The 24,492-nt window shown below is 72.6% G+C and carries 20 protein-coding genes and 1 pseudogene; 13 read left to right on the plus strand and 8 right to left on the minus strand.

The window, feature by feature from the left end:
• Positions 1 to 48 precede the first annotated feature (48 nt).
• Positions 49 to 831 (plus strand): SGNH/GDSL hydrolase family protein, encoded by a 783-nt coding sequence (locus tag ACZ4UU_RS35085; RefSeq protein WP_471907431.1) that lies wholly within the window; start codon positions 49 to 51, stop codon positions 829 to 831.
• Positions 832 to 897: 66 nt separating this feature from the next.
• Here the strand turns inward: ACZ4UU_RS35085 and ACZ4UU_RS35090 are convergent, their stop codons facing one another.
• Positions 898 to 1,713, minus strand: coding sequence for a hypothetical protein (locus ACZ4UU_RS35090; protein WP_471907432.1), 816 nt, complete (start codon positions 1,711 to 1,713; stop codon positions 898 to 900).
• 480 nt (positions 1,714 to 2,193) lie between these two features.
• Between ACZ4UU_RS35090 and purB the strand changes: the two genes are divergently transcribed.
• Complete coding sequence (gene purB / locus ACZ4UU_RS35095; protein WP_471907433.1) at positions 2,194 to 3,636, plus strand: adenylosuccinate lyase; 1,443 nt, start codon at positions 2,194 to 2,196, stop codon at positions 3,634 to 3,636.
• Between the two features lie 13 nt (positions 3,637 to 3,649).
• Positions 3,650 to 4,186, plus strand: coding sequence for a G/U mismatch-specific DNA glycosylase (gene mug / locus ACZ4UU_RS35100; protein WP_471907434.1), 537 nt, complete (start codon positions 3,650 to 3,652; stop codon positions 4,184 to 4,186).
• 85 nt (positions 4,187 to 4,271) lie between these two features.
• Here mug and ACZ4UU_RS35105 read toward each other — a convergent pair whose 3' ends face one another.
• Genes ACZ4UU_RS35105 through ACZ4UU_RS35115 form a run of 3 tightly spaced genes read right to left on the minus strand, consistent with a single transcriptional unit; the run spans position 4,272 to position 6,391 of the window.
• Complete coding sequence (locus ACZ4UU_RS35105; RefSeq protein WP_471907435.1) at positions 4,272 to 4,700, minus strand: hypothetical protein; 429 nt, start codon at positions 4,698 to 4,700, stop codon at positions 4,272 to 4,274.
• Positions 4,701 to 4,741: 41 nt separating this feature from the next.
• Positions 4,742 to 5,467: an ABC transporter permease gene (locus ACZ4UU_RS35110; RefSeq protein ID WP_471907436.1), complete on the minus strand. Its 726-nt coding sequence runs from the start codon at positions 5,465 to 5,467 to the stop codon at positions 4,742 to 4,744.
• Between the two features lie 3 nt (positions 5,468 to 5,470).
• Positions 5,471 to 6,391, minus strand: a complete 921-nt coding sequence (locus tag ACZ4UU_RS35115) for an ABC transporter ATP-binding protein (RefSeq protein ID WP_471907437.1) — start codon at positions 6,389 to 6,391, stop codon at positions 5,471 to 5,473.
• Positions 6,392 to 6,499: 108 nt separating this feature from the next.
• Here ACZ4UU_RS35115 and ACZ4UU_RS35120 point away from each other — a divergent pair, with 108 nt between their 5' ends.
• The 3 genes from ACZ4UU_RS35120 to ACZ4UU_RS35130 all read left to right on the plus strand — a co-directional run bounded on the left by ACZ4UU_RS35120 (position 6,500) and on the right by ACZ4UU_RS35130 (position 9,625).
• Entirely contained in the window at positions 6,500 to 7,669 is a 1,170-nt protein-coding gene (locus ACZ4UU_RS35120; protein ID WP_471907438.1) for a sensor histidine kinase, read from the plus strand.
• 14 nt (positions 7,670 to 7,683) lie between these two features.
• The gene (locus tag ACZ4UU_RS35125; protein WP_471907439.1) at positions 7,684 to 8,346 is read left to right on the plus strand and encodes a response regulator transcription factor; all 663 of its coding nucleotides are present in this window, start codon (positions 7,684 to 7,686) and stop codon (positions 8,344 to 8,346) included.
• 121 nt (positions 8,347 to 8,467) lie between these two features.
• Positions 8,468 to 9,625: an ROK family transcriptional regulator gene (locus ACZ4UU_RS35130; RefSeq protein ID WP_471907440.1), complete on the plus strand. Its 1,158-nt coding sequence runs from the start codon at positions 8,468 to 8,470 to the stop codon at positions 9,623 to 9,625.
• Between the two features lie 77 nt (positions 9,626 to 9,702).
• Here ACZ4UU_RS35130 and ACZ4UU_RS35135 read toward each other — a convergent pair whose 3' ends face one another.
• Both ACZ4UU_RS35135 and ACZ4UU_RS35140 read right to left on the minus strand, forming a co-directional pair.
• Complete coding sequence (locus ACZ4UU_RS35135; protein ID WP_471907441.1) at positions 9,703 to 10,464, minus strand: GntR family transcriptional regulator; 762 nt, start codon at positions 10,462 to 10,464, stop codon at positions 9,703 to 9,705.
• Positions 10,465 to 10,634: 170 nt separating this feature from the next.
• Complete coding sequence (locus ACZ4UU_RS35140) at positions 10,635 to 11,519, minus strand: RNA polymerase sigma-70 factor (RefSeq protein ID WP_471907442.1); 885 nt, start codon at positions 11,517 to 11,519, stop codon at positions 10,635 to 10,637.
• Between the two features lie 221 nt (positions 11,520 to 11,740).
• Here ACZ4UU_RS35140 and ACZ4UU_RS35145 point away from each other — a divergent pair, with 221 nt between their 5' ends.
• Positions 11,741 to 12,580: an alpha/beta fold hydrolase gene (locus ACZ4UU_RS35145; protein ID WP_471907443.1), complete on the plus strand. Its 840-nt coding sequence runs from the start codon at positions 11,741 to 11,743 to the stop codon at positions 12,578 to 12,580.
• A gap of 90 nt (positions 12,581 to 12,670) precedes the next feature.
• Here ACZ4UU_RS35145 and ACZ4UU_RS35150 read toward each other — a convergent pair.
• Positions 12,671 to 13,507 (minus strand): annotated as a pseudogene (locus tag ACZ4UU_RS35150) (DMT family transporter); the annotation flags it as partial.
• A 47-nt stretch (positions 13,508 to 13,554) separates the two neighbouring features.
• Here ACZ4UU_RS35150 and pdxR point away from each other — a divergent pair.
• The 5 genes from pdxR (at position 13,555) to ACZ4UU_RS35175 (ending at position 22,624) form a co-directional block, all read left to right on the plus strand.
• Positions 13,555 to 15,030 carry a MocR-like pyridoxine biosynthesis transcription factor PdxR gene (pdxR, locus tag ACZ4UU_RS35155; protein ID WP_471907444.1) on the plus strand — a complete coding sequence of 492 codons (1,476 nt, stop codon included), beginning with the start codon at positions 13,555 to 13,557 and terminating at the stop codon, positions 15,028 to 15,030.
• A gap of 133 nt (positions 15,031 to 15,163) precedes the next feature.
• Complete coding sequence (locus ACZ4UU_RS35160) at positions 15,164 to 16,738, plus strand: alkaline phosphatase D family protein (protein WP_471907445.1); 1,575 nt, start codon at positions 15,164 to 15,166, stop codon at positions 16,736 to 16,738.
• 171 nt (positions 16,739 to 16,909) lie between these two features.
• A complete protein-coding gene (locus tag ACZ4UU_RS35165) occupies positions 16,910 to 18,322 on the plus strand; it encodes an SWIM zinc finger family protein (protein WP_471907446.1) in 1,413 nt (470 codons plus the stop codon).
• Positions 18,319 to 20,979 (plus strand): DUF7824 domain-containing protein, encoded by a 2,661-nt coding sequence (locus ACZ4UU_RS35170; RefSeq protein ID WP_471907447.1) that lies wholly within the window; start codon positions 18,319 to 18,321, stop codon positions 20,977 to 20,979. The genes ACZ4UU_RS35165 and ACZ4UU_RS35170 overlap by 4 nt, the downstream gene beginning before the upstream one ends.
• Before the next feature lie 223 nt (positions 20,980 to 21,202).
• The gene (locus ACZ4UU_RS35175; protein WP_471907543.1) at positions 21,203 to 22,624 is read left to right on the plus strand and encodes a GNAT family N-acetyltransferase; all 1,422 of its coding nucleotides are present in this window, start codon (positions 21,203 to 21,205) and stop codon (positions 22,622 to 22,624) included.
• Here ACZ4UU_RS35175 and ACZ4UU_RS35180 read toward each other — a convergent pair.
• Positions 22,621 to 23,871 carry a trans-sulfuration enzyme family protein gene (locus tag ACZ4UU_RS35180; RefSeq protein ID WP_471907448.1) on the minus strand — a complete coding sequence of 417 codons (1,251 nt, stop codon included), beginning with the start codon at positions 23,869 to 23,871 and terminating at the stop codon, positions 22,621 to 22,623. The two genes, ACZ4UU_RS35175 and ACZ4UU_RS35180, sit on opposite strands and share 4 nt — an antisense overlap.
• A gap of 61 nt (positions 23,872 to 23,932) precedes the next feature.
• Here ACZ4UU_RS35180 and ACZ4UU_RS35185 point away from each other — a divergent pair, with 61 nt between their 5' ends.
• Complete coding sequence (locus ACZ4UU_RS35185) at positions 23,933 to 24,439, plus strand: Lrp/AsnC family transcriptional regulator (protein ID WP_471907449.1); 507 nt, start codon at positions 23,933 to 23,935, stop codon at positions 24,437 to 24,439.
• The last annotated feature ends 53 nt before the right edge of the window (positions 24,440 to 24,492 follow it).

Genomic DNA, 24,492 nt, shown 5'->3' on the forward strand with positions numbered 1-24,492 from the left:
GGCCGACCGACCGACGGGTATGGTCCTCGGGCTACCATTTCTGTCGCCATGCAGACGAACCCCACACACAGCAGCCTGGTCGCGGTCGGCGACTCCTTCACCGAGGGCATGTCGGACCTGCTCCCGGACGGTTCCTACCGGGGCTGGGCCGACCTCCTCGCCGGGCGGATGGCCGCCCGGACACCCGGCTTCCGGTACGCCAACCTCGCGGTGCGCGGGAAGCTGATCGGGCAGATCGTCGAGGAGCAGGTCGACGTGGCGGCCGCGATGGGCGCCGACGTGATCACTCTGGTCGGCGGGCTCAACGACACACTGCGGCCCAAGTGCGACATGGGACGGGTGCGCGGACTCCTGGAGGAGGCCGTGGAGAAGCTCGCCCCGTCGTGCCGACAGCTGGTGCTGATGCGCAGCCCGGGACGGCAGGGTCCGGTCCTCGAGCGGTTCCGGCCGCGTATGGAGGAGCTGTTCGCCTGCGTCGACGAGCTGGCCGAGCGGCACGGCGCGATCGTCGTCGACCTGTACGGGGCGCCGTCGCTCGGCGACCCCCGCCTGTGGGACGTGGACCGGCTGCATCTGACCGCCGAGGGGCACCGCCGGGTCGCGGAGGCGGTGTGGCAGACGCTCGGCTACGACCCCGAGGACACCGAGTGGCATACACCGATGCCGGCCACGCTGCCGCCCGGGTGGGCCGCCCGGCGGGTCGCGGACGCCCGGTTCGCCAGGCAGTACCTGCTGCCGTGGATCGGGCGGCGGCTGACCGGCCGGTCCTCGGGCGACGGGCTGCCGGCCAAGCGGCCGGAACTGCTGCCGTACGAGGGTCCGGCGGCGTAGTCCCGGCGGCCAGGGGTGGGGACAGCACGAGGGTGCCGGGCTGTCCGCCCGGCACCCTGAACCTTCTTACCGACGGGACGCGGCCCGGCTTCGCCGGTACAGGACGGTTCCCGCGATCAGCAGCGCCCCGCTTGCGGCGATGCCTCCCACTACGCTCGCGGTCTCGACGCCGGTCTCGGGCATGTGGGGGTGCTCCTTCCCCGGGGGCGTCTCGGCCGGAGGCGGCGTCGGCTTGTGCTCGTGGGGCGGCGGGGTGGGCTCGCCCGGCGAGTCCTCGCCATAGCCGTACCCGTAGCCGTAGCCGTCCTCCTGCGACTCCTCGGCGCCGTAGCCGGTCTCCTCCTCGCCGTAGCCGTACCCGCTCGACTTGTCGTCGCCGTAGCCGTGGTGCTTCGGCTCGTCGTCGCCGTAGCCGTACCCGTAGCCGCTCGACTTCTCGTCGTCCCGGCCGTAGCCACTCGACTTCTCGTCGTCCCGGCCGTAGCCACTCGACTTCTCGTCGTCCCGGCCGTAGCCACTGGACTCTTCCGCGCCGTAACCGTGGTCTTTCGGCTTCTCGGTGCCGTAGCTCTGCTCGCTCGGCTTGTCGGTGCCGTACCCCTGCTCGCTCGGCTTCTCGGTGCCATAGCCCTGGCTGCTCGGCTCTTCGGCTCCGTAGCCGGAATTTCCGTATCCGGAGGTGCTGTTTTCAGAAGCCGGCTGGGACACCTCCATGTGGCTGAACTTTTCGTTCAGCGCACCGAATTTGTCCTGCATCTCGCCGATTCTCTCGTGCATCCTGCCGAATTTATCGTGCATGTTGGCGAGTTTGTCGTCCAGCTCGTCCAGCCCGTCCGAGCCCCATGGATCCGTACGGCCCGACAGCGCGGAGGCGGAGTTCACCACGGTCCCCTGCACGCGTGGGGCCGAGGACGCGCATGTGCCGTACAGAGAAAGGGCGCTCGTCGTGGCGGCGGCCACAATCAATCCCCTGGTCAGGGCCTGTCGCATTCTCGTTTTCTCTCTCTCGGGCGGAATGGGGAAATCCGACGGTCGGTCATGGGACGCGAGATCGTCGATTACCGGGATTCACGAGGTCGTCGCAGGAGCCGTGATGCCGCACGTTCACAATCGCCACGACGTGCAGACTATGAACGAGAGAGGGAGGTCCCAGGAAGCGAGGACGCGACGACGGCCGGGGAATTCACCCGATCGCCCGCCGACATCGGCGTCCACGGGGCCAAATCCCGTCGCGACCGGCGTCCGTCCCACGGCGGTCGCGCGGTCCGGCGGACGCACGGCGCATGGAGCGCCTCTGACCTGGGGCGCTCAGCGCTGGACAGCCGACGGGTGCCCGCCGGGCGGCGGGTAAACTCCGTACACGTGACTTCTGCGCCCGCCAAGCCCCGCATCCCGAACGTCCTCGCCGGACGCTACGCCTCCACCGAGCTCGCCACGCTCTGGTCCCCCGAGCAGAAGGTGAAGCTGGAGCGGCAGCTCTGGCTCGCCGTGCTGCGGGCCCAGAAGGACCTCGGCATCGAGGTGCCGGACGAGGCGCTCGCCGACTACGAGCGTGTCCTGGACACCGTCGACCTGGCCTCGATCGCCGAGCGCGAGAAGGTCACGCGGCACGACGTGAAGGCGCGGATCGAGGAGTTCAACGACCTCGCCGGGCATGAGCACGTGCACAAGGGCATGACGTCCCGCGACCTCACGGAGAACGTCGAGCAGCTCCAGATCCGGCTCTCGCTGGAGCTGATGCGCGACCGTACGGTGGCCGTGCTCGCGCGCCTCGGCAAGCTGGCCGGTGAGTACGGCGAGCTGGTCATGGCCGGCCGCTCCCACAACGTAGCCGCGCAGGCCACGACGCTGGGCAAGCGCTTCGCCACCGGCGCCGACGAGCTGCTCGTCGCCTACGGCCGCGTCGAGGAGCTCCTCGGCCGCTACCCGCTGCGCGGCATCAAGGGCCCGGTCGGCACCGCGCAGGACATGCTCGACCTGCTCGGCGGGGACGCCTCGAAGCTGGCGGACCTGGAGGACCGGATCGCGGGCCACCTGGGCTTCTCGCAGGCGTTCACGTCCGTCGGCCAGGTCTACCCGCGCTCCCTCGACTACGAGGTCGTCACCGCGCTGGTGCAGCTGGCGGCCGCGCCGTCCTCGCTGGCCAAGACGATCCGGCTGATGGCCGGGCACGAGCTCGTGACGGAGGGCTTCAAGCCGGGCCAGGTCGGGTCCTCCGCGATGCCGCACAAGATGAACACCCGCTCCTGCGAGCGCGTCAACGGCCTGATGGTGATCCTGCGCGGCTACGCCTCGATGACCGGTGAGCTGGCGGGCGACCAGTGGAACGAGGGCGACGTGTCCTGCTCGGTGGTGCGCCGGGTCGCGCTGCCGGACGCGTTCTTCGCGCTGGACGGCCTGCTGGAGACGTTCCTGACGGTGCTCGACGAGTTCGGCGCGTTCCCGGCGGTCGTGGCCCGTGAGCTGGACCGCTACCTGCCGTTCCTCGCCACCACCAAGGTGCTGATGGGCGCGGTGCGCGCGGGCGTCGGCCGTGAGGTCGCGCACGAGGCGATCAAGGAGAACGCCGTCGCCTCCGCGCTGGCGATGCGTGAGCAGGGCGCCGAGCGCAATGAGCTGCTGGACAAGCTGGCCGCCGACGAGCGCATCCCGCTCGACCGCGCCCAGCTGGACGCGCTCATGGCCGACAAGCTCTCCTTCACCGGTGCCGCTGCCGACCAGGTCGGCGTCGTGGTCGGCCGGGTCGAGGAGATCGTGAAGCAGCGCCCGGAGGCCGCCGGTTACACGCCCGGGGCCATCCTCTAGCGCGTCGCAGAGCATGACGCACTTCACCGCCGAGCAGTTGGAGGCCGCTCGCGACCGTCTGGTGCCGGACGTCGTCGCGGATGTGCTGTTCTGCGGCATCAATCCCGGTCTGATGACGGCCGCGACCGGCCATCACTTCGCCCGCCCCGGCAACCGTTTCTGGCCGGTCCTGCATCTGTCGGGGTTCACGCCGAGGCTCTTGAAGCCGGCGGAGCAGGGAGAGTTGCTGTCCTACGGCCTCGGCATCACGAACGTCGTCGCGCGGGCGACCGCACGGGCCGACGAGCTGAGCGCCGAGGAGTACCGCGAGGGCGGGCGGCTGCTGGCGGCCAAGGTGGCGCGGCTGCGGCCGCGTTGGCTGGCCGTCGTGGGGGTCACCGCCTATCGGGCGGCTTTCGACGACCGTAAGGCGCAGGTGGGTGCGCAGGTGCGGACGATCGGGGACACGCGCGTGTGGGTGCTGCCGAATCCGAGTGGGCTCAACGCGCACTGGACGGCGGCGACGATGGCGGAGGAGTTCGGGAGATTGCGGGCTGCGGCCGTGGCGTGACGGATCACGGCGAGGACAGAGGGGTCGCGGCGCGGTCTGACGGATCACGGCGGGCGTTGACGGATCACTCCGACGCCTGACCGGGTCACGGTGGGTCGATCTCCGTGACCACGCCGAGCAGCTTCACGTCGTCGTCCTCGTCCAGGTCGGCGACGCAGACCGCGACCCAACGGCCCGTCCCCTCCGCTTCCCAGACGCAGGCCACGCGGGCGCGTGCGCTGAGCGAGACCCAGGGATCGGGTATCTCCTCCTGCGCGGTACGCAGCGAGACGGTCTGGAGGTTGTAGGGGGCCGTTTCTCTCCAGCGGGCCGCGAACCGCTCGTCCAGGGCGTCGCGGTACTTCTCGTACTGCTCCACCGTCTCCGCACGGGTCCCAATGTCGCCGTGACTGCTCTCTAACACCACGACGTGGTAGCCGGGGCCGCTCTCGTCGCCGTGCGACGAGGTGCGCTCCGCCATGACCTGGCGGAAGCACAACTCGTCGATGAGGGCGATGTGCCGTGCGATGTTCATGCGTTCCAGTAAACCCGGCACCACTGACAACTGGCGTGCCGTCAGGCGTCCCGCCGCCGCACGCTCCACGCCCCCGCGAGCAGCGCCGCCGCCGTCCAGAGCGCGGTCACCGCCAGGCCGGACCAGGGCCCGAGGGTGCCGTCGTACGTCTGGTGCAGGACGATCTGTCCGGCCTTGTCGGGCAGGAAGTCGGCCACGGTGCCCGCGGCGTCCCCGATCACGAAGGACACCACGAGGATGAACGGGATCATCAGGGAGAGCGTGGCCACCCCGCTGCGGAGCACCGCGGTCAGGCCCGCCGCGAACAGGGCCATGAGCATGAGGTAGACACCACAGCCCAGGACGCCGCGCACCTGCTCGCCCGTCGTGACCCCGTCCGCCGCCGGTCCCAGTCCCGCGCGTGCCACGACGTACGCCGTGCAGGCGGTGAGGAGACCTACGAGCAGCGCCGGCACGGCGATGGCCGTCACCTTGGCGGCGAACCACAGTCCGCGCTGCGGCGCAGCGGCGAGCGTCAGTCGGAGCGCACCCCCGTGGTACTCCGACGACACGGCCATCGCGCCGAACGAGATGGCCGCGATCTGGCCGGGCAGCACACCCGACAGCGCGGTGAACAGCGGGTCGAACTCGGCATCTGAACTGCCGTCGGAGCCTGCCAGCGCGGAGAACGCCGTGGTGGCGGCGAAGAGCGCGAGCAGCGCTCCTGGCAGCGAGCGAAGCGTGCGGATCTTGAGCCACTCCGAGTGGAGCACGGGTGCGAATCCCATGGTTCAGGCCTCCTGGGGCTGTGCGGTGAACTCGGCCTCGGTCGCGGTCAGGTCCAGGTAGGCCTGCTCCAACGTGGCTTCCTCAGGCGCGAGTTCGAGAAGGGGGACTCCGGCCTGCGAGGCGATGCGGCCGATGTCGTCCACGCGTGCGTGGCGCACGCTCCAGTGCCCGTCCTCGTGCTCGACGGCGTCGTGACCGTGGCGGTCGAGGGCCGCCTTGAGCGCGGTGGCGTCCGTGGTGCGGACACGGACGCGGGGCTCCACGCGTGCGTGGATGAACTCTCGCATCGGCGTGTCGGCCAGCAGGCGCCCCCGGCCGAGAACCACCAGGTGGTCGGCGAAGGACGCGGTCTCGTTCATGAGGTGGCTGGAGACCAGGACCGTGCGCCCCTGCCCCGCGAGCCGGCGCAGCAGGGCGCGGATCCAGATGATGCCCTCGGGGTCGAGGCCGTTGGAGGGCTCGTCGAGCATGACCACCTCGGGGTCGCCGATGAGGGCCGCCGCGATGCCGAGCCGCTGGCGCATGCCCAGGGAGTACGTCTTCACCCTGCGGCGCGCGACCGAGGCGAGCCCGGTCTCCTCCAGCACCTCGTCGACCCGGCGGACGGCGACGCGGTTGCTCACCGCGAGGACGCGCAGGTGGTCGCGGGCGGTGCGGGAGCCGTGCGCGGCCTGGGCGTCCAGCAACGCACCGACGTGACGCAGGGGTTCGCGCAGGGTCGGGTAGGCACGGCCGCCGATCGTGGCGGTTCCGGACGTCGGCCGGTCGAGGCCGAGCACCAGTCGCATGGTGGTGGACTTCCCGGCGCCGTTGGGGCCGAGGAAGCCGGTGACACGGCCGGGGAGGACGGTGAAGGTGAGGTCGTCCACAGCCCGCCGGGTGCCGTACTCCTTGGTGAGGGCTTGGACTTCGATGCTGGTCATGGCATCAGCCTGGCGGTCGGGGGCGGGTGCGGCCCTCCCCCGCCGGTGGAGATCGTCTCCCCCGTGCGGGGGAGGCTCGTCGTCAGCGGTGGCTGGCACCATGACGAAATGGTCCGTCTGCTGCGCCCGTTCGGCCGGGCGGTGACGTACACACGATTGCTGCATTTGTGCATCGCCATCGTGTGGCCGTCGATGCTGCTGTTCATCGAGGAAGCGTGGTGGACCTGGGTGTCGGCGGCCGTGCTGCTCGCGCCCGTCGGGCTCGTGCCGGCGATGCGCACCGTGGAGGGGCTGCAGGCGAGGTTGCTGCTGACCGGTCACCGGCATGACGGGGGAAGCACCGACATCGTCGTCAGCCCGTCCGTCTCCTGGGGCGACCGGGGACGGCTCGTCGTGTGGCTGGAGGCGCGGCTGTTGCTCGGCTGCGCGACATCAATGGCAACCGTCCAACTGCTGCTCACCTCGGTGGACTTGGTGTCGTCCGCGTTCGGCCGTGACGTCGAGGAGGGCGTGCTGCTGCTCCTTGACGGCCACCACTGGTGGCACGTCCTGCTCGCGCCCTTGTCGCTGGGGGCCCTGGCGCTGACCGTGATCGGCTCGGGTCATCTCATCACCGCCCTGGCCCACCGTCTCCTGGGCCCCTCCCCCGCCGAGCGCCTCGCCGCCCTGGAGGAGCGCACCGAGCAGCTTCTGGAGCGCACCCGTATCGCCCGTGAGCTCCACGACTCCATCGGGCATGCCCTGACCGTGGCCGTCGTCCAGGCGGGAGCCGCCCGAGCAGCCGGCGATCCCGTCTTCACCGACCGTGCCCTGGACGCCATCGAGGAGACCGGGCGGGCCGCCCTGGAGGATCTGGAGCGGGTGCTCGGAGTCCTGCGCGAGTCCGAGCGGCCGGTCAGCAGCCGGCCGACGCTCACGGACGCCGACCGTCTGCTGGAGTCCGCGCGCGCCTCCGGCACCAAGGTCGACATCGACATGACCGGGCCGTTGGACACCGTGCCCGGGTCAATCTCCCGGGAGGGATATCGCATCCTGCAGGAGTCGCTGACCAACGTGCTGCGGCACGCGGACTCCGCCCCGGCCCGCGTCCGGGTCGCCGTCGCGGACGGCAGGCTCACCCTGGAGGTCCGCAATCCGCTCACCGACGGCATACCCGGGCCCGGCAGGGGCAGCGGCCTGCGCGGGATCCGTGAGCGCGCCGCACTGCTGGGCGGACAGGCGCGGACCGGCCCCGACCGCGGTGACTGGCAGGTACATGTTGAGCTGCCCTTGAGTTGATCTAGGCTGGCCGGATGCCGGTCACCGTTCTCCTCGTCGACGACGAACCCCTCGTACGCGCGGGTCTGCGGGCCGTGTTGGAGGCGCAGCCCGACATCGAGGTGGTCGGGGAGGCGGCCGACGGGGCGGCGGTGATTCCGCTGGTGCGGCGGTTGCGGCCCGACGTTGTCGCCATGGACGTGCGGATGCCGCTGCTGGACGGGATCGAGGCCACGCGCGCGGTGCTGCGGACGGTCGACGCGCCGCCGAAGATCGTCGTCATCACGACCTTCGAGAACGACGAGTACGTCTACGAGGCCCTGCGGGCCGGCGCCGACGGCTTCCTGCTGAAGCGGGCCCGGCCGGCCGAGATCGTGCACGCCGTGCGGCTGGTCGCCGAGGGCGAGTCGCTGTTGTTCCCGGCGTCGGTGCGGCAGCTCGCCGCGCGGTACGGCGACGACGGGGGGAACCGGGCGGCGCGGGCGGTCCTGGAGCGGGCCCGGCTGACCGACCGGGAGGCCGAGGTGCTGCGGCTGATGGCGCGCGGCCTGTCGAACGCGGAGATCGCCGACCGTCTGGTGGTCGGGACCGAGACGGTGAAGTCCCATGTGAGTGCCGTTCTGGCGAAGCTGGGGGCGCGGGACCGCACGCAGGCGGTGATCACGGCATACGAGTCGGGGTTCGTGGCGCCGGGGTGACGGCCGGCGGGGACAGGGCCGCTCGGACCGACCAGCGGGGCGTCGGGGTACCGCCTCTCGCCGGGGTGGGCCGCGGCGAGTACCATCCGCCCAACATGCGCACGAGCTGGGAGGACGGACGTTGGGGCAGCTGACCGGCGGGGATCCCTCGCTGCTGCGAAGGATCAACTCCGCGGTGGTGCTGCACGCGCTGCGTGCCACGGACGCCGCCACACTGACGGAGATCACCCGGGTGACCGGGCTGTCCCGGCCGACCGTCGAGGGTGTCGTCGAAGGGCTCATCGAGGCGGGGTACGTCGTCGAGAAGGCGGCCGACGAGAGTGTCGTGCGGCGGCAGGGCCGGCCCGCGCGGCGGTTCCGGTTCCGGGCCGAGGCGGGTCATCTGCTGGGCGTGGACATCGGCGCGCATCGGGTCGCCGCGCTCCTGGCCGATCTGGACGGCCGGGTGCTGGGCGCCGTCGACAAGAAGGTCGACGAGACGGCTCCGGCCGACGAGCGGCTGGAGCGGGTGCGTACGGCGGTCGCGGAACTGCTGCGCCGGGCCGGTGTGGCACGGGGTTCGCTGCGGGCCGTCGGCGTCGCGACTCCGGGCATCGTCGAGGCCGACGGGACCGTGCGGCTGGGCGCCGCGCTGCCCGAGTGGACGGGTCTCAGGCTGGGCGAGCGACTGAGCCGTTCCTTCAAGTGCCCGGTGCTGGTGGAGAACGACGCCAACGCGGCGGCGGTCGCCGAGCACTGGAAGGGCTCCGCCACCGAGTCCGACGACGTGGTGTTCGTGCTGGCCGGGTTGAGCCCGGGCGCCGGTTCACTGATCGGCGGTCAGCTGCACCGGGGGTTCGGCGGCGCCGCCGGCGAGATCGGCGCGCTGCATCTGCTGGGCCGCGAGGCCACGCCGGAGACCCTGCTGTCCACCACGGACGAGCCGCTGCGCCCCCTCGACGAGCGTGCCGTCGCCGAGGTCTTCGCCCAGGCCCGCGAGGGCGACCAGCGGGCCCTCGCGGCCGTCGAGCGCTTCATCCAGCGCCTCGTCCACGACGTGGCCGCCCTGGTCCTCGCCCTCGACCCCGAGCTGGTCGTCGTCGGCGGCTGGGCCGCCGGTCTGGACGGCGTGCTGGAGCCGCTGCGCCGCGAACTGGCCCGCTACTGCCTGCGCCCCCCGAAGGTCGCCCTGTCCCTCCTCGGCGAGGCCGCCGTGGCGACGGGCGCGCTGCGGCTCGCCCTCGACCATGTGGAGGAGCAGCTGTTCGCGGTGGAGGGCACGGTGACCGGGCGGCGCTGACGACGCACCGTCCGTGCCGGTGAACACGACGCGCCCCGGAGTGGCTCCGGGGCGCGCGGCCTGTGCGGGTGCGGCGGTCAGGACGCCTGGCGCTCCGGGTCCTGGTGGATCTCCACGCGGCCGGAGTCACCGAAGGTCAGCCGGCAGGTGTCCGCGCGGTACGTGGCGACCGAGAGCGCGGCGGTGCGGCCCTCGGCGATGTAGCGGGTGGTGACGACGAGGACGGGCGCCCCGGGGAGGCGGTCCAGCTCCTTGGCGTCGTCCGCGCGGGCCGAGCCCAGCTCGACGGCGCTCTCCTGGCCCTCCAGCTCCAGGCGCTGGAGCTCGCGCAGCACGGCACGCGCGCGTGCCGCTCCGGAAGGGGCGTCGATGGCGGAGAGGTCGGGCACCGACGACTGCGGGATGTAGAGCAACTCGGCGGCGACGGGCTGGCCGTGGGTCACGCGGGAGCGGCGCACGGTGTGCACGGGCTCGTCCCGGCCGCTGTCCAGGGCGTCGGCCACGGACGCGGGCGGCACCGCGGGCGTGCAGTCCACGGGCTGCCAGACGTCGTCGGGCGCTCCCGGCCAGGCGTGCTGCTCGCTGCCGACGGACACGCCCACGCGCGGCGGCGCGACGGTCGTACCGACGCCGCGGCGGCGCTGGAGCCTGCCTTCCAGTTCGAGCTGTTCCAGTGCCTGGCGGAGCGTGGCCCTGGCGACGCCGAAGCGGGCGGCCAGGTCGCGTTCGTTGGGCAGAATCTCGCCCACGGTGAATTCGGAGTCCAGTGCCTCACTGAGCACGGTCCTGAGGTGCCAGTACTTCGGCTCCGGCACCGATTCGAGCTGCGTGGTCCCCACCCTGTCCTCCGCAATCGCCGTGGCCCAGCGGCGTTTTAGCGCCCTTGTTTATTAAAGGTTGTTGCACTTATCAGCGACCATAGGGCGGCCCTCACCCTTGGTCAATACCAATGGCCGGGAACGTTCACGGGGCGGGCCCGGGCCGCCGCGCCCAGGACGCGGCGGCGGGGCTACGCCGTCGCCAGCGACGTCAGCTTGTCGGGGTTGCGGATGATGTAGACCGCCTGGATCCGGCCGTCCAGGACGTCCAGCTGGAAGACGCTGTCGGGCTTGTCGCCGGAGCGCACCAGCACCGCGGGGCCACCGTTGACCTCCAGGAACCGGAAGGACACGTCGGCGACGCCCTTCCGCGCGGCGCCGACCAGGAAGCGACCCACCTTGTCGGCGGTCTCCAGGACCCGCACCGGCGCCTTGGCCTTGCCGCCGCTGTCGCCGACGAGGCGGACGTCCGGGGCGAGGAGGGACATGAGCCCTTCCAGGTCGCCCTCCGCCGCCGCGGCCAGGAAGCGTTCGGTGAGATCGCGTCGCTGTACCGGGTCGACCTCGTACCGCGGCCGCCGTTCGTCGACGTGCTTGCGGGCACGTCCGGCGAGCTGGCGCACGGCCGCCTCGCCGCGGTCGAGCATGGCGGCGATCTCGGCGTACGGGTAGCCGAAGGCCTCCCTGAGGACGAACACCGCCCGCTCCAGCGGTGACAGCGACTCCAGGACGACGAGGACGGCGAGGGAGACGGAGTCGGCGAGGACGGCCCGCTCGGCGGTGTCCGGGACAGCGTCCCCGAAGTCGGTGACGTACGGCTCCGGCAGCCAGGGACCGACATAGGTCTCGCCCCGCGCCTTGACCTGGCGCAGCCGGTCGATGGCGAGCCGGGTGGTGACGCGCACGAGGTAGGCGCGCGGTTCGCGCACCTCGGACCGGTCGGCGTTGGACCAGCGAAGCCAGGCCTCCTGCACCACGTCCTCCGCGTCGGCCACGCGGCCGAGCATGCGGTAGGCGACCCCGAGGAGGACGGGGCGGTGCTCTTCGAAGACGTCGGTCTCGGTGTAGGTCGTCACTGTTCCATCCCATCCGACGCGTCCGGTCGTGTCCAGGCGAAATCGGCGCCGCGGGGGCGGGGCGTTCAACCGCGAGGCGGGCAAGGCACGTTGCGGGTGGCGCCGCCCGAGGATCACCGGCCGCCGAGGTCTACCCGTCGGTAGCAATTGCTGACAAGCTGTCTACGGCCGTCCGCCGTTGTCCCAGACTCAGCCAGTGTGTCCCAGACGAGGAGCACCCCATGTCCGCCACCGCCTCCACCGTCTCCCTCCAGGTCGCCTCTCCGCACGGCCCGCGGAGCGTGAGCGTCGACTACGCGCGCGTGGGGAGCGGCGAACCGCTGCTCCTGCTGCACGGGATCGGCCACCACCGGCAGGTCTGGGACCCGGTGGTGGACATCCTCGCGGCCGAGCGCGACGTGATCTCCGTGGACCTGCCCGGCTTCGGGACGTCCCCGGGCCTGCCCGACGGTCTCAGCTACGACCTGGCCACGACGACTGCCGTGTTCGGCGCCTTCTGCGAGGCCATGGACCTCGAACGGCCGCACGTGGTGGGCAACTCGCTGGGCGGTCTGATCGCGCTGGAACTCGGCCGCGAGAAGCTGGCGCGGTCCGTGACCGCTCTCTCCCCGGCCGGCTTCTGGTCCGAGGCCGAGCGGCGCTACGCCTTCGGTGTGCTGCTCGCGATGCGGCACATCTCGCGGCGGCTGCCGCTGCCGCTGGTGGAGCAGCTGTCCCGGTCGGCGGCCGGCCGTACCGTCCTGACCAGCACGATCTACGCGCGCCCGGGCCGGCGGTCACCCGACGCCGTGGTCGCCGAGACGCTGGCTCTGGCGCGGGCCACGGGCTTCGACCAGACCCTCGGCGCCGGCCGTACCGTCCGGTTCACCGACGACATCCCCGGGATCCCGGTCACTGTGGCCTGGGGCAGCAGGGACCGGTTGCTCGTGCGCCGCCAAGGTGTGCGCGCCAAACAGATCATCCCCCGGGCCCGCCTCGTCCGGCTTCCCGGTTGCGGCCACTGCCCCATGAACGACGACCCGGCCCTGGTCGCGCGCGTCATCCTCGACGGCAGCCGCTGACTCGCGCGGGGTACGCACGCGTGGGGCACGCCCGCCTTGGCTGCGCACGCGCGCGGCGCGCGTCAACGCGCCGGAGCCCAGGGCGACCCCGGCGCCGACGAGGGCACTGCCGAGGGCCTGGACGGCGCCGTAGGAGCCGGTTCCGACGAGCGGGGCGGTGCAGGCGGCGGCCACCGGGATGAGCCCCGAGAAGAGGGTGGCGCGCTCGGCGCCGATCCGCTGCATGCCGATGTACCAGCACACGAAGCCGACGACGGTCACGATCACGGCCTGCCAAAGGAGAGCCAGCGTCTCGACGGTGTCGGGCCGGCGCAGCCATGCGGTGCCGTCGAGGAGCAGCCCCGCGACCGCCGACTCCACGGCGGCGACCGCGCACACCGTGGCGGACAGCAGCCGCGGTCCCAGAGGGCGCAGTACGGGCACGGCCAGGACCGCGAAGCCGACCTCGCCGATCAGCGCGCACACGGAGAAGGCGATGCCGGCGCCGTCCGTGCGACCCCAGCCCTGGACCGTGAACGCGCCCACGGCGACGAGCGACGCCCCGTACAGGACCGTCCGTTGCGGCCGCCGCCCGTCCAGCAGGGGCACGACCACGGCCACCACCACCGGCGCGCAGCCGACGAAGACACCGGGGACCGCCGGTTCGGCCGTCCTCTCGGCGGCGATGACGGCCAGGTTGAAGCCGACCATGCCGACGGCGGCGAGGACGACGAGGCGGGCCCACTGACGCCCGGTGAGCGTGCGCAGCCGGGTCGCGGCGCCCCGTCCGGCGAGCGGGACGAGCAGGAGACAGGCGAGGCCGTAGCGCAGGAACTGGCCGCCGGCGTACGGGTAGTCGCCGAGCAGGCTGTTGGCGGTGAAGGATCCTCCGACGAGGACGCAGGCGAGCGCGGCGAGGAGGGCACCGCGCATGGTGGTGGCGTTCATGGGAGTGACGCTAGGAACCGGCGCGGTCCGGATTAAGGTCCACTTTCATGACGTCATCGGAGACCAATCCGGCCGACGGCCCCGAACGGCAGGTGGGCTCCGCCGCCTGGGAGTTGCTTCTGCCGGCCGCTTCGGCGCCCGCACGCACGCGTGGACGTTCGCTGCAGGCGGCGTTGCGTGAGGCGGTGCGGTCGGGGCGGCTGGCGCCGGACACGCGGCTGCCGTCGAGCCGGGACCTCGCGGCCGACCTCGGCGTGTCCCGCGGGTTGATCACCGAGGCGTACGAGCAGCTGACGGCGGAGGGCTATCTGCGCAGCGGCCGGGGTGCCGGGACCTGGGTGGGCGGTGCCGTACGGTCCGCCCGGCCACGCGCGCGTGACCTCGCGCCCCGGGCCACCGGTGCCCGGCCCGACTTCGTTCCCGGCACGCCGGACCTGTCGATGTTCCCGCGCGCCGCGTGGGCGGCCGCGCAGCGCGGGGTGCTGGCCGAGCTGCCGCACCACGAGCTCGGCTATCCCGACCCGCGCGGGCTGCCCCGGCTGCGTACCGCGCTCGCCGAACTGCTGGCACGCCGCCGCGGCGTGGTCGCGGATCCCGAGCGCCTGGTGGTCGTGTCCGGCGTGGCGCAGGCGACGACGCTGCTCGGTTTCGTCCTGCACGCGCGCGGGCTGCGCGAAGTCGGCGTGGAGAACCCCGGAAGCCCGCAGCACGACGCCCTCTACGCGGCCGCGGGCGTCACCACGGTGCCGCTGCCGCTGGACGACGAGGGGTTCGTCATGGGCGCGCTGCGGGAATCGGGCGTACGGTCCGTCGTCACGACACCGGCCCACCAGTTCCCCACCGGAATCGCCTACACCGCCCAGCGCCGCACCGAGCTGCTCGACTGGGCGCGGTCCGTCGACGGATTCGTCCTGGAGGACGACTACGACGGCGACTTCCGGTACGACCGAGCCCCCGTCGGCGCACTTCAGGGCCTCGACCCGGAGCGCGTCGCCTACGCGGGGTCGGTCAGCAAGTCCCTCGCTCCGGGACTGCGGCTCGGCTGGCTGCTCGTACCGGAGGCGCTGGCCGAGGACGTCGTCGAACGCAAGCGGACCATGGACCTCGGGCACCCCACCCTCGACCAGGCGCTGTTCGCCCGGTTCGTGGAGCGCGGTGACTACGACCGCCAGCTGCGCCGGTGCCAGCGCGCGTACCGGGAGCGTCGCGACGCCCTCGTCTCCGCGCTGGAGGAGCACTTTCCGGGCGCGGAGGTGACCGGCATCGCCGCGGGTCTGCACGTCATCGCCGCGCTGCCGGAACGGTACGGGCCGCAGGAGCGGTTCCTCGCGCGCGTGGCCGCGGCCGGCGTGGCGGTGCGCCCGCTGACGGACTACGCGCACGCGGACGGCGCACGCGCGCGTGCCGAGGAGGACGGACAGCGGGGTGTGCGGCTTGTGCTGGGGTACGCGCACCTGCCGCCGACGCGGATCCGGGCGGGCGTACGGCTCATGGCCGAGGCGACCGCCACGGATCGGCGCTGAGCACGACTCGCGCCTCACGCGCCGGTTCCCTTGCGGATGCGGTCAGTTGTTCACTTGTGGTTTCCGTGCGCGCTGCGGCGCACCAGTAGTTGTGGCACTGCACACTGGCCGGATCCCGCCCCTGGAGGCCTCCATGTCACACCGTTCGTTCCCGGGCCGTCGCAGCGTTCTGCGCGGCTCGCTCGCCGCTTCGGCGGCGCTCACCCTGCCCACGGCGCTCGGCTCGGCACCGGCGTTCGCCCTGTCGGGGCGGCCCAGGGCGGGATGCGGCGTCCAGACGGGAGACGTGACCTGTGACGCGGGGCTGGTGTGGGTGCGGTCCGACCGTCCGGCCCGGATGATCGTGGAGACGTCCGCGACCGAGTCGTTCCGCGCACCGCGCAGATGGCACGGCCCGCTGCTCGGCGCGGACACGGACTTCACCGGCACGACCCGGCTGCGCGGCCTGCCGTCCGGCGAGCAGATCCACTACCGCGTGCTGCTCGCCGACCCGGACGACCCGCGCCGCACCGGCGAGCCGGTCACCGGCACCTTCCGTACCGCCTCGGCACGGCGGCGCGACGGGGTGCGGTTCGTGTGGTCGGGCGACCTCGCCGGTCAGGGCTGGGGCATCAACCCGGACTTCGGCGGCTACCGGATCTACGACGCGATGGCCGCGCTGGACCCGGACTTCTTCCTGTGCAGCGGCGACAACATCTACGCCGACGGCCCGATCTCGGCCTCGGTCGCGCTGCCCGACGGCAGCACCTGGCGGAACATCACCACCGAGGAGAAGTCGAAGGTCGCCGAGACCCTGGCCGAGTTCCGCGGCAACTTCCGCTACAACCTGCTCGACGACAACCTCAAGCGGTTCAACGCCCAGGTCCCGTCCATCATCCAGTGGGACGACCACGAGGTGACCAACAACTGGTACCCCGGCGAGATCCTGGCCGACGCCCGCTACACCGAGAAGAACGTCGACGTCCTGGCCTCGCGCGCCCGGCAGGCGTTCTCGGAGTACTTCCCCCTCTCGACGCTGCGCCGCCCCGACGGCCGGGTCTACCGCGTGGTCAACCACGGCCCGCTGCTGGACGTGTTCGTGCTGGACATGCGCACCTACCGCAACGCCAACTCGACGGACGACCAGGCCACGGACGCGCAGGGCATCCTCGGCGCCGAGCAGCTGCGGTGGCTCAAGCGTGAGCTGGCCCGCTCCCGGGCGGTGTGGAAGGTGATCGCCTCGGACATGCCGCTCGGCCTGGTGGTGCCGGACACCGGCGACGGCAAGCCGAACGTCGAGGCCGTCGCGCAGGGCGACCCGGGGGCACCGTTGGGGCGGGAGCTGCAGATCGCGGAGCTGCTGCGGTTCATCAAGCACCGCGGGATCACCGGCACGGTGTGGCTGACCGCCGACGTGCACTACACGTCGGCCCAGCACTACCAGCCCGCACGGGCGGCCTTCACCGACTTCGAGCCGTTCTGGGAGTTCGTCTCCGGCCCGCTCAACGCGGGTGCGTTCCCGGCGAACACGCTGGACAACACCTTCGGCCCGGACCGGGTGTTCCTCAAGGCGCCGACCACAGCGAACGTCTCGCCGGCGGGCGGCTACCAGTTCTTCGGCGAGGTCGACATCGACGGCGACAGCGGCGAGCTGACGGTGCGGCTGCGCGAGTCCGACGGCACCGTGCTGTTCACCCAGGTCCTGCAGCCGGGCCGGGTCGGTCAGTGACTCCCGTAGCCTGGACCTCGTGCCGCGCACCGGTGTCATCCCCCGGTGCGCGGCGCAGTCGTGTCCGCGTGCCTCGGCGGCGGGCACGCCCGGCCAGGGCGAACTCAGCCTGAAGGTAGGCGTTTTCACAGGTCAGAGCCGATTGTCAGTGGTCGCCTCTACGGTTTTTCCATGACGCGATCTTTGCAGGCCGTGGCCTATCGCCGACCCTCCGTGCTGGAGTCCGCAGCGGACGGACAACGCCTGGGGCTCGAGACGTCCCGGGGTGCGACGCCCTCGGGCGTCGAGGACCATCCGCGGTTCTTCGCTGGCTTCCTGACATCTCCTCAGGTGGCCTCCGCCGGGCTGCTCGCGGTGGCCGACGTGGCGGCCGCCCGGTACTACCAGCGGCAGCTGCGCGCGTCCCTCGACCCGGTCGTGACCGGCAACGGCGACCGGCTGCGCTTCGAGTCGTTCTCCGGCTGCTGCGGGGTGTACGCCCGCCTGGACGTGCTGGAGCCGGGCCTGGACGGCGGCGAGGTGGGACACGGCACGACGAACGTCGACGTCAACAACCCCTTGCGCGAGGCTCTGTCCAGGATGGGCGCGGACGATCCGCTGCATCTGCGCGTGGGTCCGGAGGAACTGGCGGTGACCACGCTGGACGGTCCGGTCGTGGAGAAGAAGGTGCCACTTCCGGACCGCTGGCTGCGGGGTTTCGCGGAGGCGCAGGTCATAGCGGCGGGCTTCGACCTGCGGGCCGAGCTGTCGGCCGCCGAGGCCGTGCGGTTCCTGCGGGCGCTGCCGCGCGGTGGGGCGCGCGGCGCCTCGGTGGGCGCGCGGTGGGTGGTGCCGTCGGGGAGCGGCGGGCTGCGGCCGACCACGCGTGCGGTGCCCGGCGCGGTGTGTCTGCCCGGCCCGGAGCGGCTGGCCGCGCTCCAGCGGGTGCTGCGGCACGCCACGGCGCTGCGCGTGTACGGCCCCGCGGTCACGGGCGGCGCGGCGGCTACGGCCAGTGCGTGGGAGGTGGTGCTGCCGGGCATGCGGCTGACGCTGACGCTGTCGCCCGACGCCTCGCGTGGCTTCTCCGGCGAGGGCGGCGTCCTGGACGCGCTGGCCACCGACGAGGCCGCCGAGGACGCGGAGCTGATCGCGGTGCTCCTCGCATGGGAGCCCCGTGTCGACGTGGCCGATCTGTCAGCCGCCTCGGGCCTCACACCCGAGCGCGTCCGGGCGGCCCTGGTCCGCCTGGGTACGTCGGGGCGGGTCGGGTACGACACGGCGGAGGCGGCGTACTTCCACCGTGAGCTGCCGTACGACGCCGGGCGCGTGGAGCGGCACAACCCGCGGCTGCGTTCGGCCCGGGCGCTGGTGGCCGCGGACGCGGTGACGCTGGACGGCGCCGTCGGGACGGTGACGGCGGAGGACGGGCATGTGCACCGGGTGCGCGACCGCGCAGGCGTGCTCAGTTGCAGCTGTCTGTGGTGGGCGAAGTACCGGGGCGGGCGCGGCCCGTGCAAGCACGCGCTGGCAGTACGGATGGTGCGGCGCGGCATGGCCGCGGCGGAGCGGGACATGGCACGAGTCGACGGGGGTGCGCGATGAGTTCACTGATGGACGCGGTACGGGCCGGGCGGACGGCCGAGGCGGTGAGCCTGCTGGACGGGATGACGGACGCCGAACGGCGGGCGTGTTTCCCCGAGTTGAAGGCACTGCGCAAGGAGCTCAGGGCGGATCAGTGGACGGCGCAGGCCCGTCGCGCCTATCCCGCCCTGCATGCGGCGGGGACCGCGTGCCAGACCGGTGCGGCCGGCGTGGCGAGCTGGCTCGCGGCCTCCGACATGCGTTGGTGGCCCGCGTCTCCGGGCGTCCTGATCGACCTCCTGGGCGATCGGGCTCCCGGCTGGCTCGGCGACGTGGTGCACCGACTGGCCGAGCGTCCGGTCGGCTCGCGGGTGCCGTACGAGCTGATGGCGGGCCTGGTGAGGCTCTCCGGCTGCCCGGTACCGACGACGGAGGCCTACGTCCACGGGTGGGTGGAGCACATCGGCCACGTCTGGCAGCGCGGCGACACGGTCCTGGACCGGTTGCGCAAGGATCCGCACCTCGGACGGCTCGCGACGGCGCTCTTCGAGACGAACGACATCGGCGGCCGGCTGGCCTGGACGGCCACCGAAGGTCCGGACAGCTGGACGGAGGCGCTCGCGCGGCTCACCGTCGAAGGCGCCCTGGACCGGAAGACGACGGTCGACGCGTGCCTGGCAAGGCTGCTGCGGGGCGGCCCGGCCGCCGACCACCGGGTGTTCCTGCGCATGCTGAAGGCCTTCGCCCTCACCCGCGAGGAGGAGCGGGAACACCTGGCCGACTGGCTGGCCCTGGCCTCGGACGCCGCGTCCGTCGTGGCGGCACACGCCCAGTCCGTGCTGGCGTCGCTGGCGCTGGACGGTGAACTGACCGCACGTCAGCTGGCCGAGCTGTCGGGTGCCGTGCTCTTCCGCACCGAGAAGAAGCTCGTACGGGCCCAGCTGATCCTGCTGGGCAAGGTGATCGCCCGGGACGGTTCCACAGCCGAGGAATTGCTGCCCGCGGTGGCCCAGGCCTTCGGGCACGAGGACTCCGATGTGCAGGAGCGGGCGCTGAAGCTGGTGGAACGCCATGTCCGAAAGGTCGGCACCGCCGAGGTCCGGGAGGAACTCGCCGCGGCGTCGGGGCAGTTGATCCCCACCCTGCGGGCGCGGGCGATCCAGAGCCTCGGCGCGTCCCCCGTGGCGGCGGAGCCGGTGACGTACGAGGAGGTCCTGCCACCCGCACCGGAGCCGGTGCGTCTCGCACCCGCGCCCGACTCGGTCACGGAACTGGCCGAAGAGGTCGGGGCGTTGCTAGCCACGGACGGGGACGTGGCGGCCTTCGAGCGGGCCCTGGACGGACTCGTACGGCATGCGTACCACGACCGGGACATGCTGCTGGAGGCCCTGGAACCGGTCGTCGCGGGGCGCTGGTGGAACCAGCGGGATCCGCGGCACGGGTTCCGTGTGGACGACCACTTCACCGGGAACCACGGTCTGTTCAACGCGGCGCGCGGCCTTGAGCTCCTGCTCGCGACACTACGGGGGAACCTGCTGACCACCACACTCCACAAGGCTCTTGGGCGCTGGACCGTCACCACCGACTGCGGCCACAGCCCGCTCGCCCGGGCCTTCGAGGCCCGTGTCTGGGAGGTCGCGTACCGGATCCGCACCGAGCCGCTGCCGTTCCTGCTCTCCACGCCCACCTGGGGCACGGGTCTGCTGGAGCCGGACGAACTGGTGGCACGGCTGGACGGGTACCGACGCCTCGGCGCACGGGTGTCGGAAGCCGACTTCGCGCAGGCTCTGCTACGGGTGCGGCGCGGTGACCGTGCGATGGCCGAGGCGGCCGCGGAGCGGGCGGCGGGGCTCGGCACCCCGGAGGGTACGCGGCTCTCCCAGTGGCTGGCGTCCGGGGCTCCCGCCGTGCCGGCGTTCCGGCGGCGGACGTCAGGGGACCGGATACTCCTCGAAGCGGCGGAAGCAGCCGAGCTGCAGGGGGACTTCCCGCCCGGGTTCCGGCCGTTGGGGCGGCCCGTGAGCGTCGACCCGGATCGCAGGTACTGCTACCACTGGAGCGACGGTGTACGGCGGCACTGGCTGGCCCTGCTCCCCGAGCAGCGTGAACTCGTGGCGGTCAGGATGCTGCGCGACTTCACCGCGGTCGCCGTCCACGACACCCGAGGCGAGGCGGCCGTCCTGCCCCTGCTGGCCGAGTCGGGCGGCGAGGCCGGTGAGGCGGTCCACCTGTCCGTGGCGTACGGGCTCGGTGCACGGCATCCGGAGGACCGGCTCGCCGCCGTGGACGCCCTGCTGGTGCTCGCCGCACGCGGCCAGCTCGACTCGGCGCGGATGGGCGCGGACCTGGGGCAGTTGGTGCGGCTCGGGGCCGTGAAGCCGTCGCGGCTCGTGGAGTCGATGCGCACAGCGGTGGCCACGGGGGCGAACGCCACCATATGGGGGATGCTCCGGCACACCGTGCCCGTCCTGCTCGCGGACCTCTCGGCCGCCGGTGCGGCCGCTCCCGCCCGGGGACTCGCGGATCTCCTGGCCGTCGCCGCGGAGTGCGCCGAACGCACGGGGGCACGCGAGGAGATACCGCACCTGGCGCGGACGGCGGACCGCCGTGGCTCGTCCCGGCTGGTGGCCCAGGCCCGGCGACTGCACAGCGCGCTGGCGGAGGGGGCGGCCGCCTGAGGAGACCCGCCGGCGCCCGGGCGACCACCTGCCTCGGCCGACCCACCCCGCTCCACCCCGCCGCACCTCACCGCGCAACGTAATTGAAGAGACGACAAAACCGGCATAAGCCTTCTTTACCGCCCGGTCACAATGCGTTCGTGATCACGCAACACCCTTCCTTCACAGTGGCTGCATGAGTCGAGACATGTCTGATGTGACACGGGCGAAGCACGGGCGCCCCGTGCACCACTGGCGACGCAACGTCATCCACCTGGCCGCCCTCCTCACGGCGGTGGCCGTGGTCGACGGCGTGCCGCACCTGATCGGGAAGGCGCCCGACGGACCGGCGCTGCTGCTGGTCGCGGCGACGGCGCTGGCCGCGGCGGCGGGGTTCCACTCATGGTGGTCACGCCGCCACGGTCACGCGCCGCCGACGAGCGATACCGGCGCCCGGCCGCCCTCCGCGGAGCAGGCCGGGCCGTCGGAGCAGTCCCGGGAGACGTCCGCGACCGTGTCCGAGGAGAGTGCGCTGTGGCGGATGCGGACGACGGTGAAGGACGCGCCCGGGTCGCTCGCGGCACTGTGCACCGCGCTCGCCGGGCTGCGGGTGGACATCCTGAGCCTCCAGACCCACCCGCTGGCCGAGGGCACGGTGGACGAGTTCCTGCTCCGTGCGCCCGGTGGGCTCGCGGCGGCCGAGATCGCCGAGGCGGCCTCGATGGCCGGCGGTAACGGGACCTGGATCGAGCGGGCCGACGCCCATGACCTGGTGGACGCGCCGACCCGGGTGCTGGGCCTCGCCACCCGCACCGCCCTGGACGCGGCGGAACTCCCGCTGGCGTTGCGGCAGTTGCTGGGGCGCTGCACCATCCGTTCGCTGCCCGCGGTGCCGGCCGGGGGCAGCCGGGCTTCGAAGGCGGTGCCGGTGGAAGGGGCTCTCGAGGAGACCGTGATGCGACTGCGGGCGCCGGAAGGTGGAGTGATCACCGTGGAGCGGCCGTATCTGCCGTTCACGCCGACCGAGTTCGCGCGGGCGCGGGCGCTGGTGGAGCTGGATGCCCGGCTCGGGCCGCGCGTGCCGCGCAGCGAGGACGTACTGACTCTGCCCGAGGGCAACGACATCACCGTGCGCCGGGCGGACACCGGAGACCTTCGGGCCGCGAAGGAGATGCACGGGCGGTGCTCCTCGCGGACGCTCGGGATGCGGTACCACGGGCCGGTCGGTGACGCCGACCGCTATCTGGGCCACCTGCTCAGTCCGAGGTTCGGGCGGACGCTCGCCGTACAGACCGCGTCGGGGCGCATCGTCGGGCTCGGTCATCTGCTGTGGGACGGGGACGAGACGGAGGTCGCGCTGCTGGTCGAGGACGCTTGGCAACGGCGTGGCATCGGCGCCGAGTTGCTGCGCAGGCTGGTGGGGATGGCGGTGGAGGCTGGGTGCGCGAGTGTGTACGCGGTGACGCAGTCGTCCAACACCGGGATGGTCGCGGCGATGCGGGGGTTGGGGCTCCCCCTCGACTATCAGGTCGAGGAGGGGACCCTGGTCATCACCGCGCGGTTGGCTCCGCCGGTTGAGCCGGAGGGGGCCATGGGGGTTGTGGGACGAGTGTCCGGTGCGGGTGAGTTGGGCGCGGCCTCATCGCCTGAGCGCCACAAGGGTTAGGACCGGGCGGCGGCTGCGGGTTCGTTGTGGCTGGTCGCGCGGTTCCCCGCGCCCCTGCGGGGGTGCGCCGCCGCGCCCAGCGCTGCGTCCAGATCCGCCCACAGGTCCTCCACGTCCTCCAGGCCCACCGACAGCCGCAGCAAGCGGTCGCTGACGCCGGCGCCGCGGCGGTCGTCCGCGTCGACGATGCGGTGGCTGATGGACGCCGGGTGCTGAATGAGGGTGTCGACGCTGCCGAGGCTCACGGCCGGGGTGATCAGGCGGACGCCGGCGATGACCCCGTGCGGGTCGCCGTCGACCTCGAAGGCGATCATGGCACCGCCGATGCGCGGGTAGTGGACGCGGGCGACGCGCGGGTCGGCGGTGAGGCGGCGGGCGAGTTCGGCGGCGGTCTCCGAGGCGGCCCGGACGCGCACGGGGAGGGTGGACAGGCCGCGCAGCAGGAGGTAGCCGGCCAGCGGGTGCAGGACGCCGCCCGTGGCGAACCGTATCTGCCGGAGCCGTCCGGCGAACTCCTCGTCGCAGGCCACCACGCCCGCCATCACGTCCCCGTGCCCGCCGAGGTACTTGGTGGCGCTGTGCAGCACCAGCCGCGCACCGTGTTCGGCGGGACGCTGCAGCACGGGCGTGGCGAACGTGTTGTCCGCGAGCAGCGGCACGGAGCCGCAGGCGTGGGCCACCGCGCGCAGGTCCACCTCGGCGAGCGTCGGGTTGGCCGGGGACTCGACCATCACCAGGCCGGTGTCCGGACGCAGCGCCTCCGCGATGCCGGCCGGGTCGGTCCAGGTCACTTCCGAGCCCAGCAGCCCGGCGGTGAGCAGATGGTCGCTGCAGCCGTACAGCGGACGGACGGCGACGACATGGCGCAGGCCCATCGAGGCCCGTACGAGCAGGACCGCGGTCAGTGCGGCCATCCCGCTCGCGAAGGCGACCGCCGCCTCCGTGCCCTCCAGGCGGGCGAGGGCGGTCTCGAAGCGGGCGACGGTCGGGTTGCCGAGGCGGCCGTAGACGGGCGGGCCGTCCGGCTCGGCGCCGGTGGTCGCGAAGGCGTCGATGCGGGCGGCCTCGCCGCGGCTGTCGTAGGAGGGGTAGGTGGTGGACAGATCGATCGGCGGGGCGTGCAGTCCCTGCCGGGCGAGGTCGTCGCGGCCGGCGTGGACGGCCTCGGTGGCGAGTGCTCTAGATGCGGTGCGTACGTCGTCGTACCCGTGCATACCGGCGTATGCCTCCCTGCTCGCTGGGTCCATGCAGCGGAAGACTGAACAGCGGGCGGGTCTCACAGGCACGACCCCGTGTTACGTTCGGGACATGGCCGAATCTGTCGTACTGGATCCGGTCGATCTGCATCTGCTGCGGCTCCTGCAGAACGACGCCCGGACCACGTATCGCGACCTCGCCGCGCAGGTCGGGGTGGCGCCGTCGACGTGTCTGGACCGGGTGACCCGGCTGCGCCGCTCGGGCGTGATTCTCGGCCATCAGCTCAGACTGGACCCGGCCAAACTGGGCCGCGGGCTTCAGGCACTGCTGTCCGTGCAGGTCAGGCCGCATCGGCGGGAGTTGGTGGGGCCGTTCGTGGAGCGGATCCGGGCGCTGCCGGAGTCGCTGACCGTGTTCCATCTGACCGGGCCGGACGACTATCTCGTGCATGTCGCCGTCGCGGACATGGCGGACCTCCAGCGACTGGTGCTCGACGAGTTCACCTCCCAGCGCGAAGTGGCGCGGGTGGAGACGCGGTTGATCTTCCAGCAGTGGCACTGCGGGCCGCTGCTGCCACCCGGTGCGCCGGAGCACAAGCCCTCAGCGAAATCCGGCTGACGCGGGCGGGCACCGGCGGAACCGGGCTGACGCGGCGGCGGTCGCCGTACGAG

The organism is Streptomyces sp. NPDC028907, from assembly GCF_055564995.1.

Bases quoted from the DNA above. Each gene is read 5' to 3' on its own strand.
- ACZ4UU_RS35085 (WP_471907431.1), top strand. From the start codon at position 49: ATGCAGACGAACCCCACACACAGCAGCCTGGTCGCGGTCGGCGACTCC.
- mug (WP_471907434.1), top strand. From the start codon at position 3,650: ATGACGCACTTCACCGCCGAGCAGTTGGAGGCCGCTCGCGACCGTCTG.
- ACZ4UU_RS35105 (WP_471907435.1), bottom strand. From the start codon at position 4,700: ATGAACATCGCACGGCACATCGCCCTCATCGACGAGTTGTGCTTCCGC.
- ACZ4UU_RS35110 (WP_471907436.1), bottom strand. From the start codon at position 5,467: ATGGGATTCGCACCCGTGCTCCACTCGGAGTGGCTCAAGATCCGCACG.
- ACZ4UU_RS35115 (WP_471907437.1), bottom strand. From the start codon at position 6,391: ATGACCAGCATCGAAGTCCAAGCCCTCACCAAGGAGTACGGCACCCGG.
- ACZ4UU_RS35120 (WP_471907438.1), top strand. From the start codon at position 6,500: ATGGTCCGTCTGCTGCGCCCGTTCGGCCGGGCGGTGACGTACACACGA.
- ACZ4UU_RS35125 (WP_471907439.1), top strand. From the start codon at position 7,684: ATGCCGGTCACCGTTCTCCTCGTCGACGACGAACCCCTCGTACGCGCG.
- ACZ4UU_RS35145 (WP_471907443.1), top strand. From the start codon at position 11,741: ATGTCCGCCACCGCCTCCACCGTCTCCCTCCAGGTCGCCTCTCCGCAC.
- pdxR (WP_471907444.1), top strand. From the start codon at position 13,555: ATGACGTCATCGGAGACCAATCCGGCCGACGGCCCCGAACGGCAGGTG.
- ACZ4UU_RS35160 (WP_471907445.1), top strand. From the start codon at position 15,164: ATGTCACACCGTTCGTTCCCGGGCCGTCGCAGCGTTCTGCGCGGCTCG.
- ACZ4UU_RS35165 (WP_471907446.1), top strand. From the start codon at position 16,910: ATGACGCGATCTTTGCAGGCCGTGGCCTATCGCCGACCCTCCGTGCTG.
- ACZ4UU_RS35170 (WP_471907447.1), top strand. From the start codon at position 18,319: ATGAGTTCACTGATGGACGCGGTACGGGCCGGGCGGACGGCCGAGGCG.
- ACZ4UU_RS35180 (WP_471907448.1), bottom strand. From the start codon at position 23,871: ATGGACCCAGCGAGCAGGGAGGCATACGCCGGTATGCACGGGTACGAC.
- ACZ4UU_RS35185 (WP_471907449.1), top strand. From the start codon at position 23,933: ATGGCCGAATCTGTCGTACTGGATCCGGTCGATCTGCATCTGCTGCGG.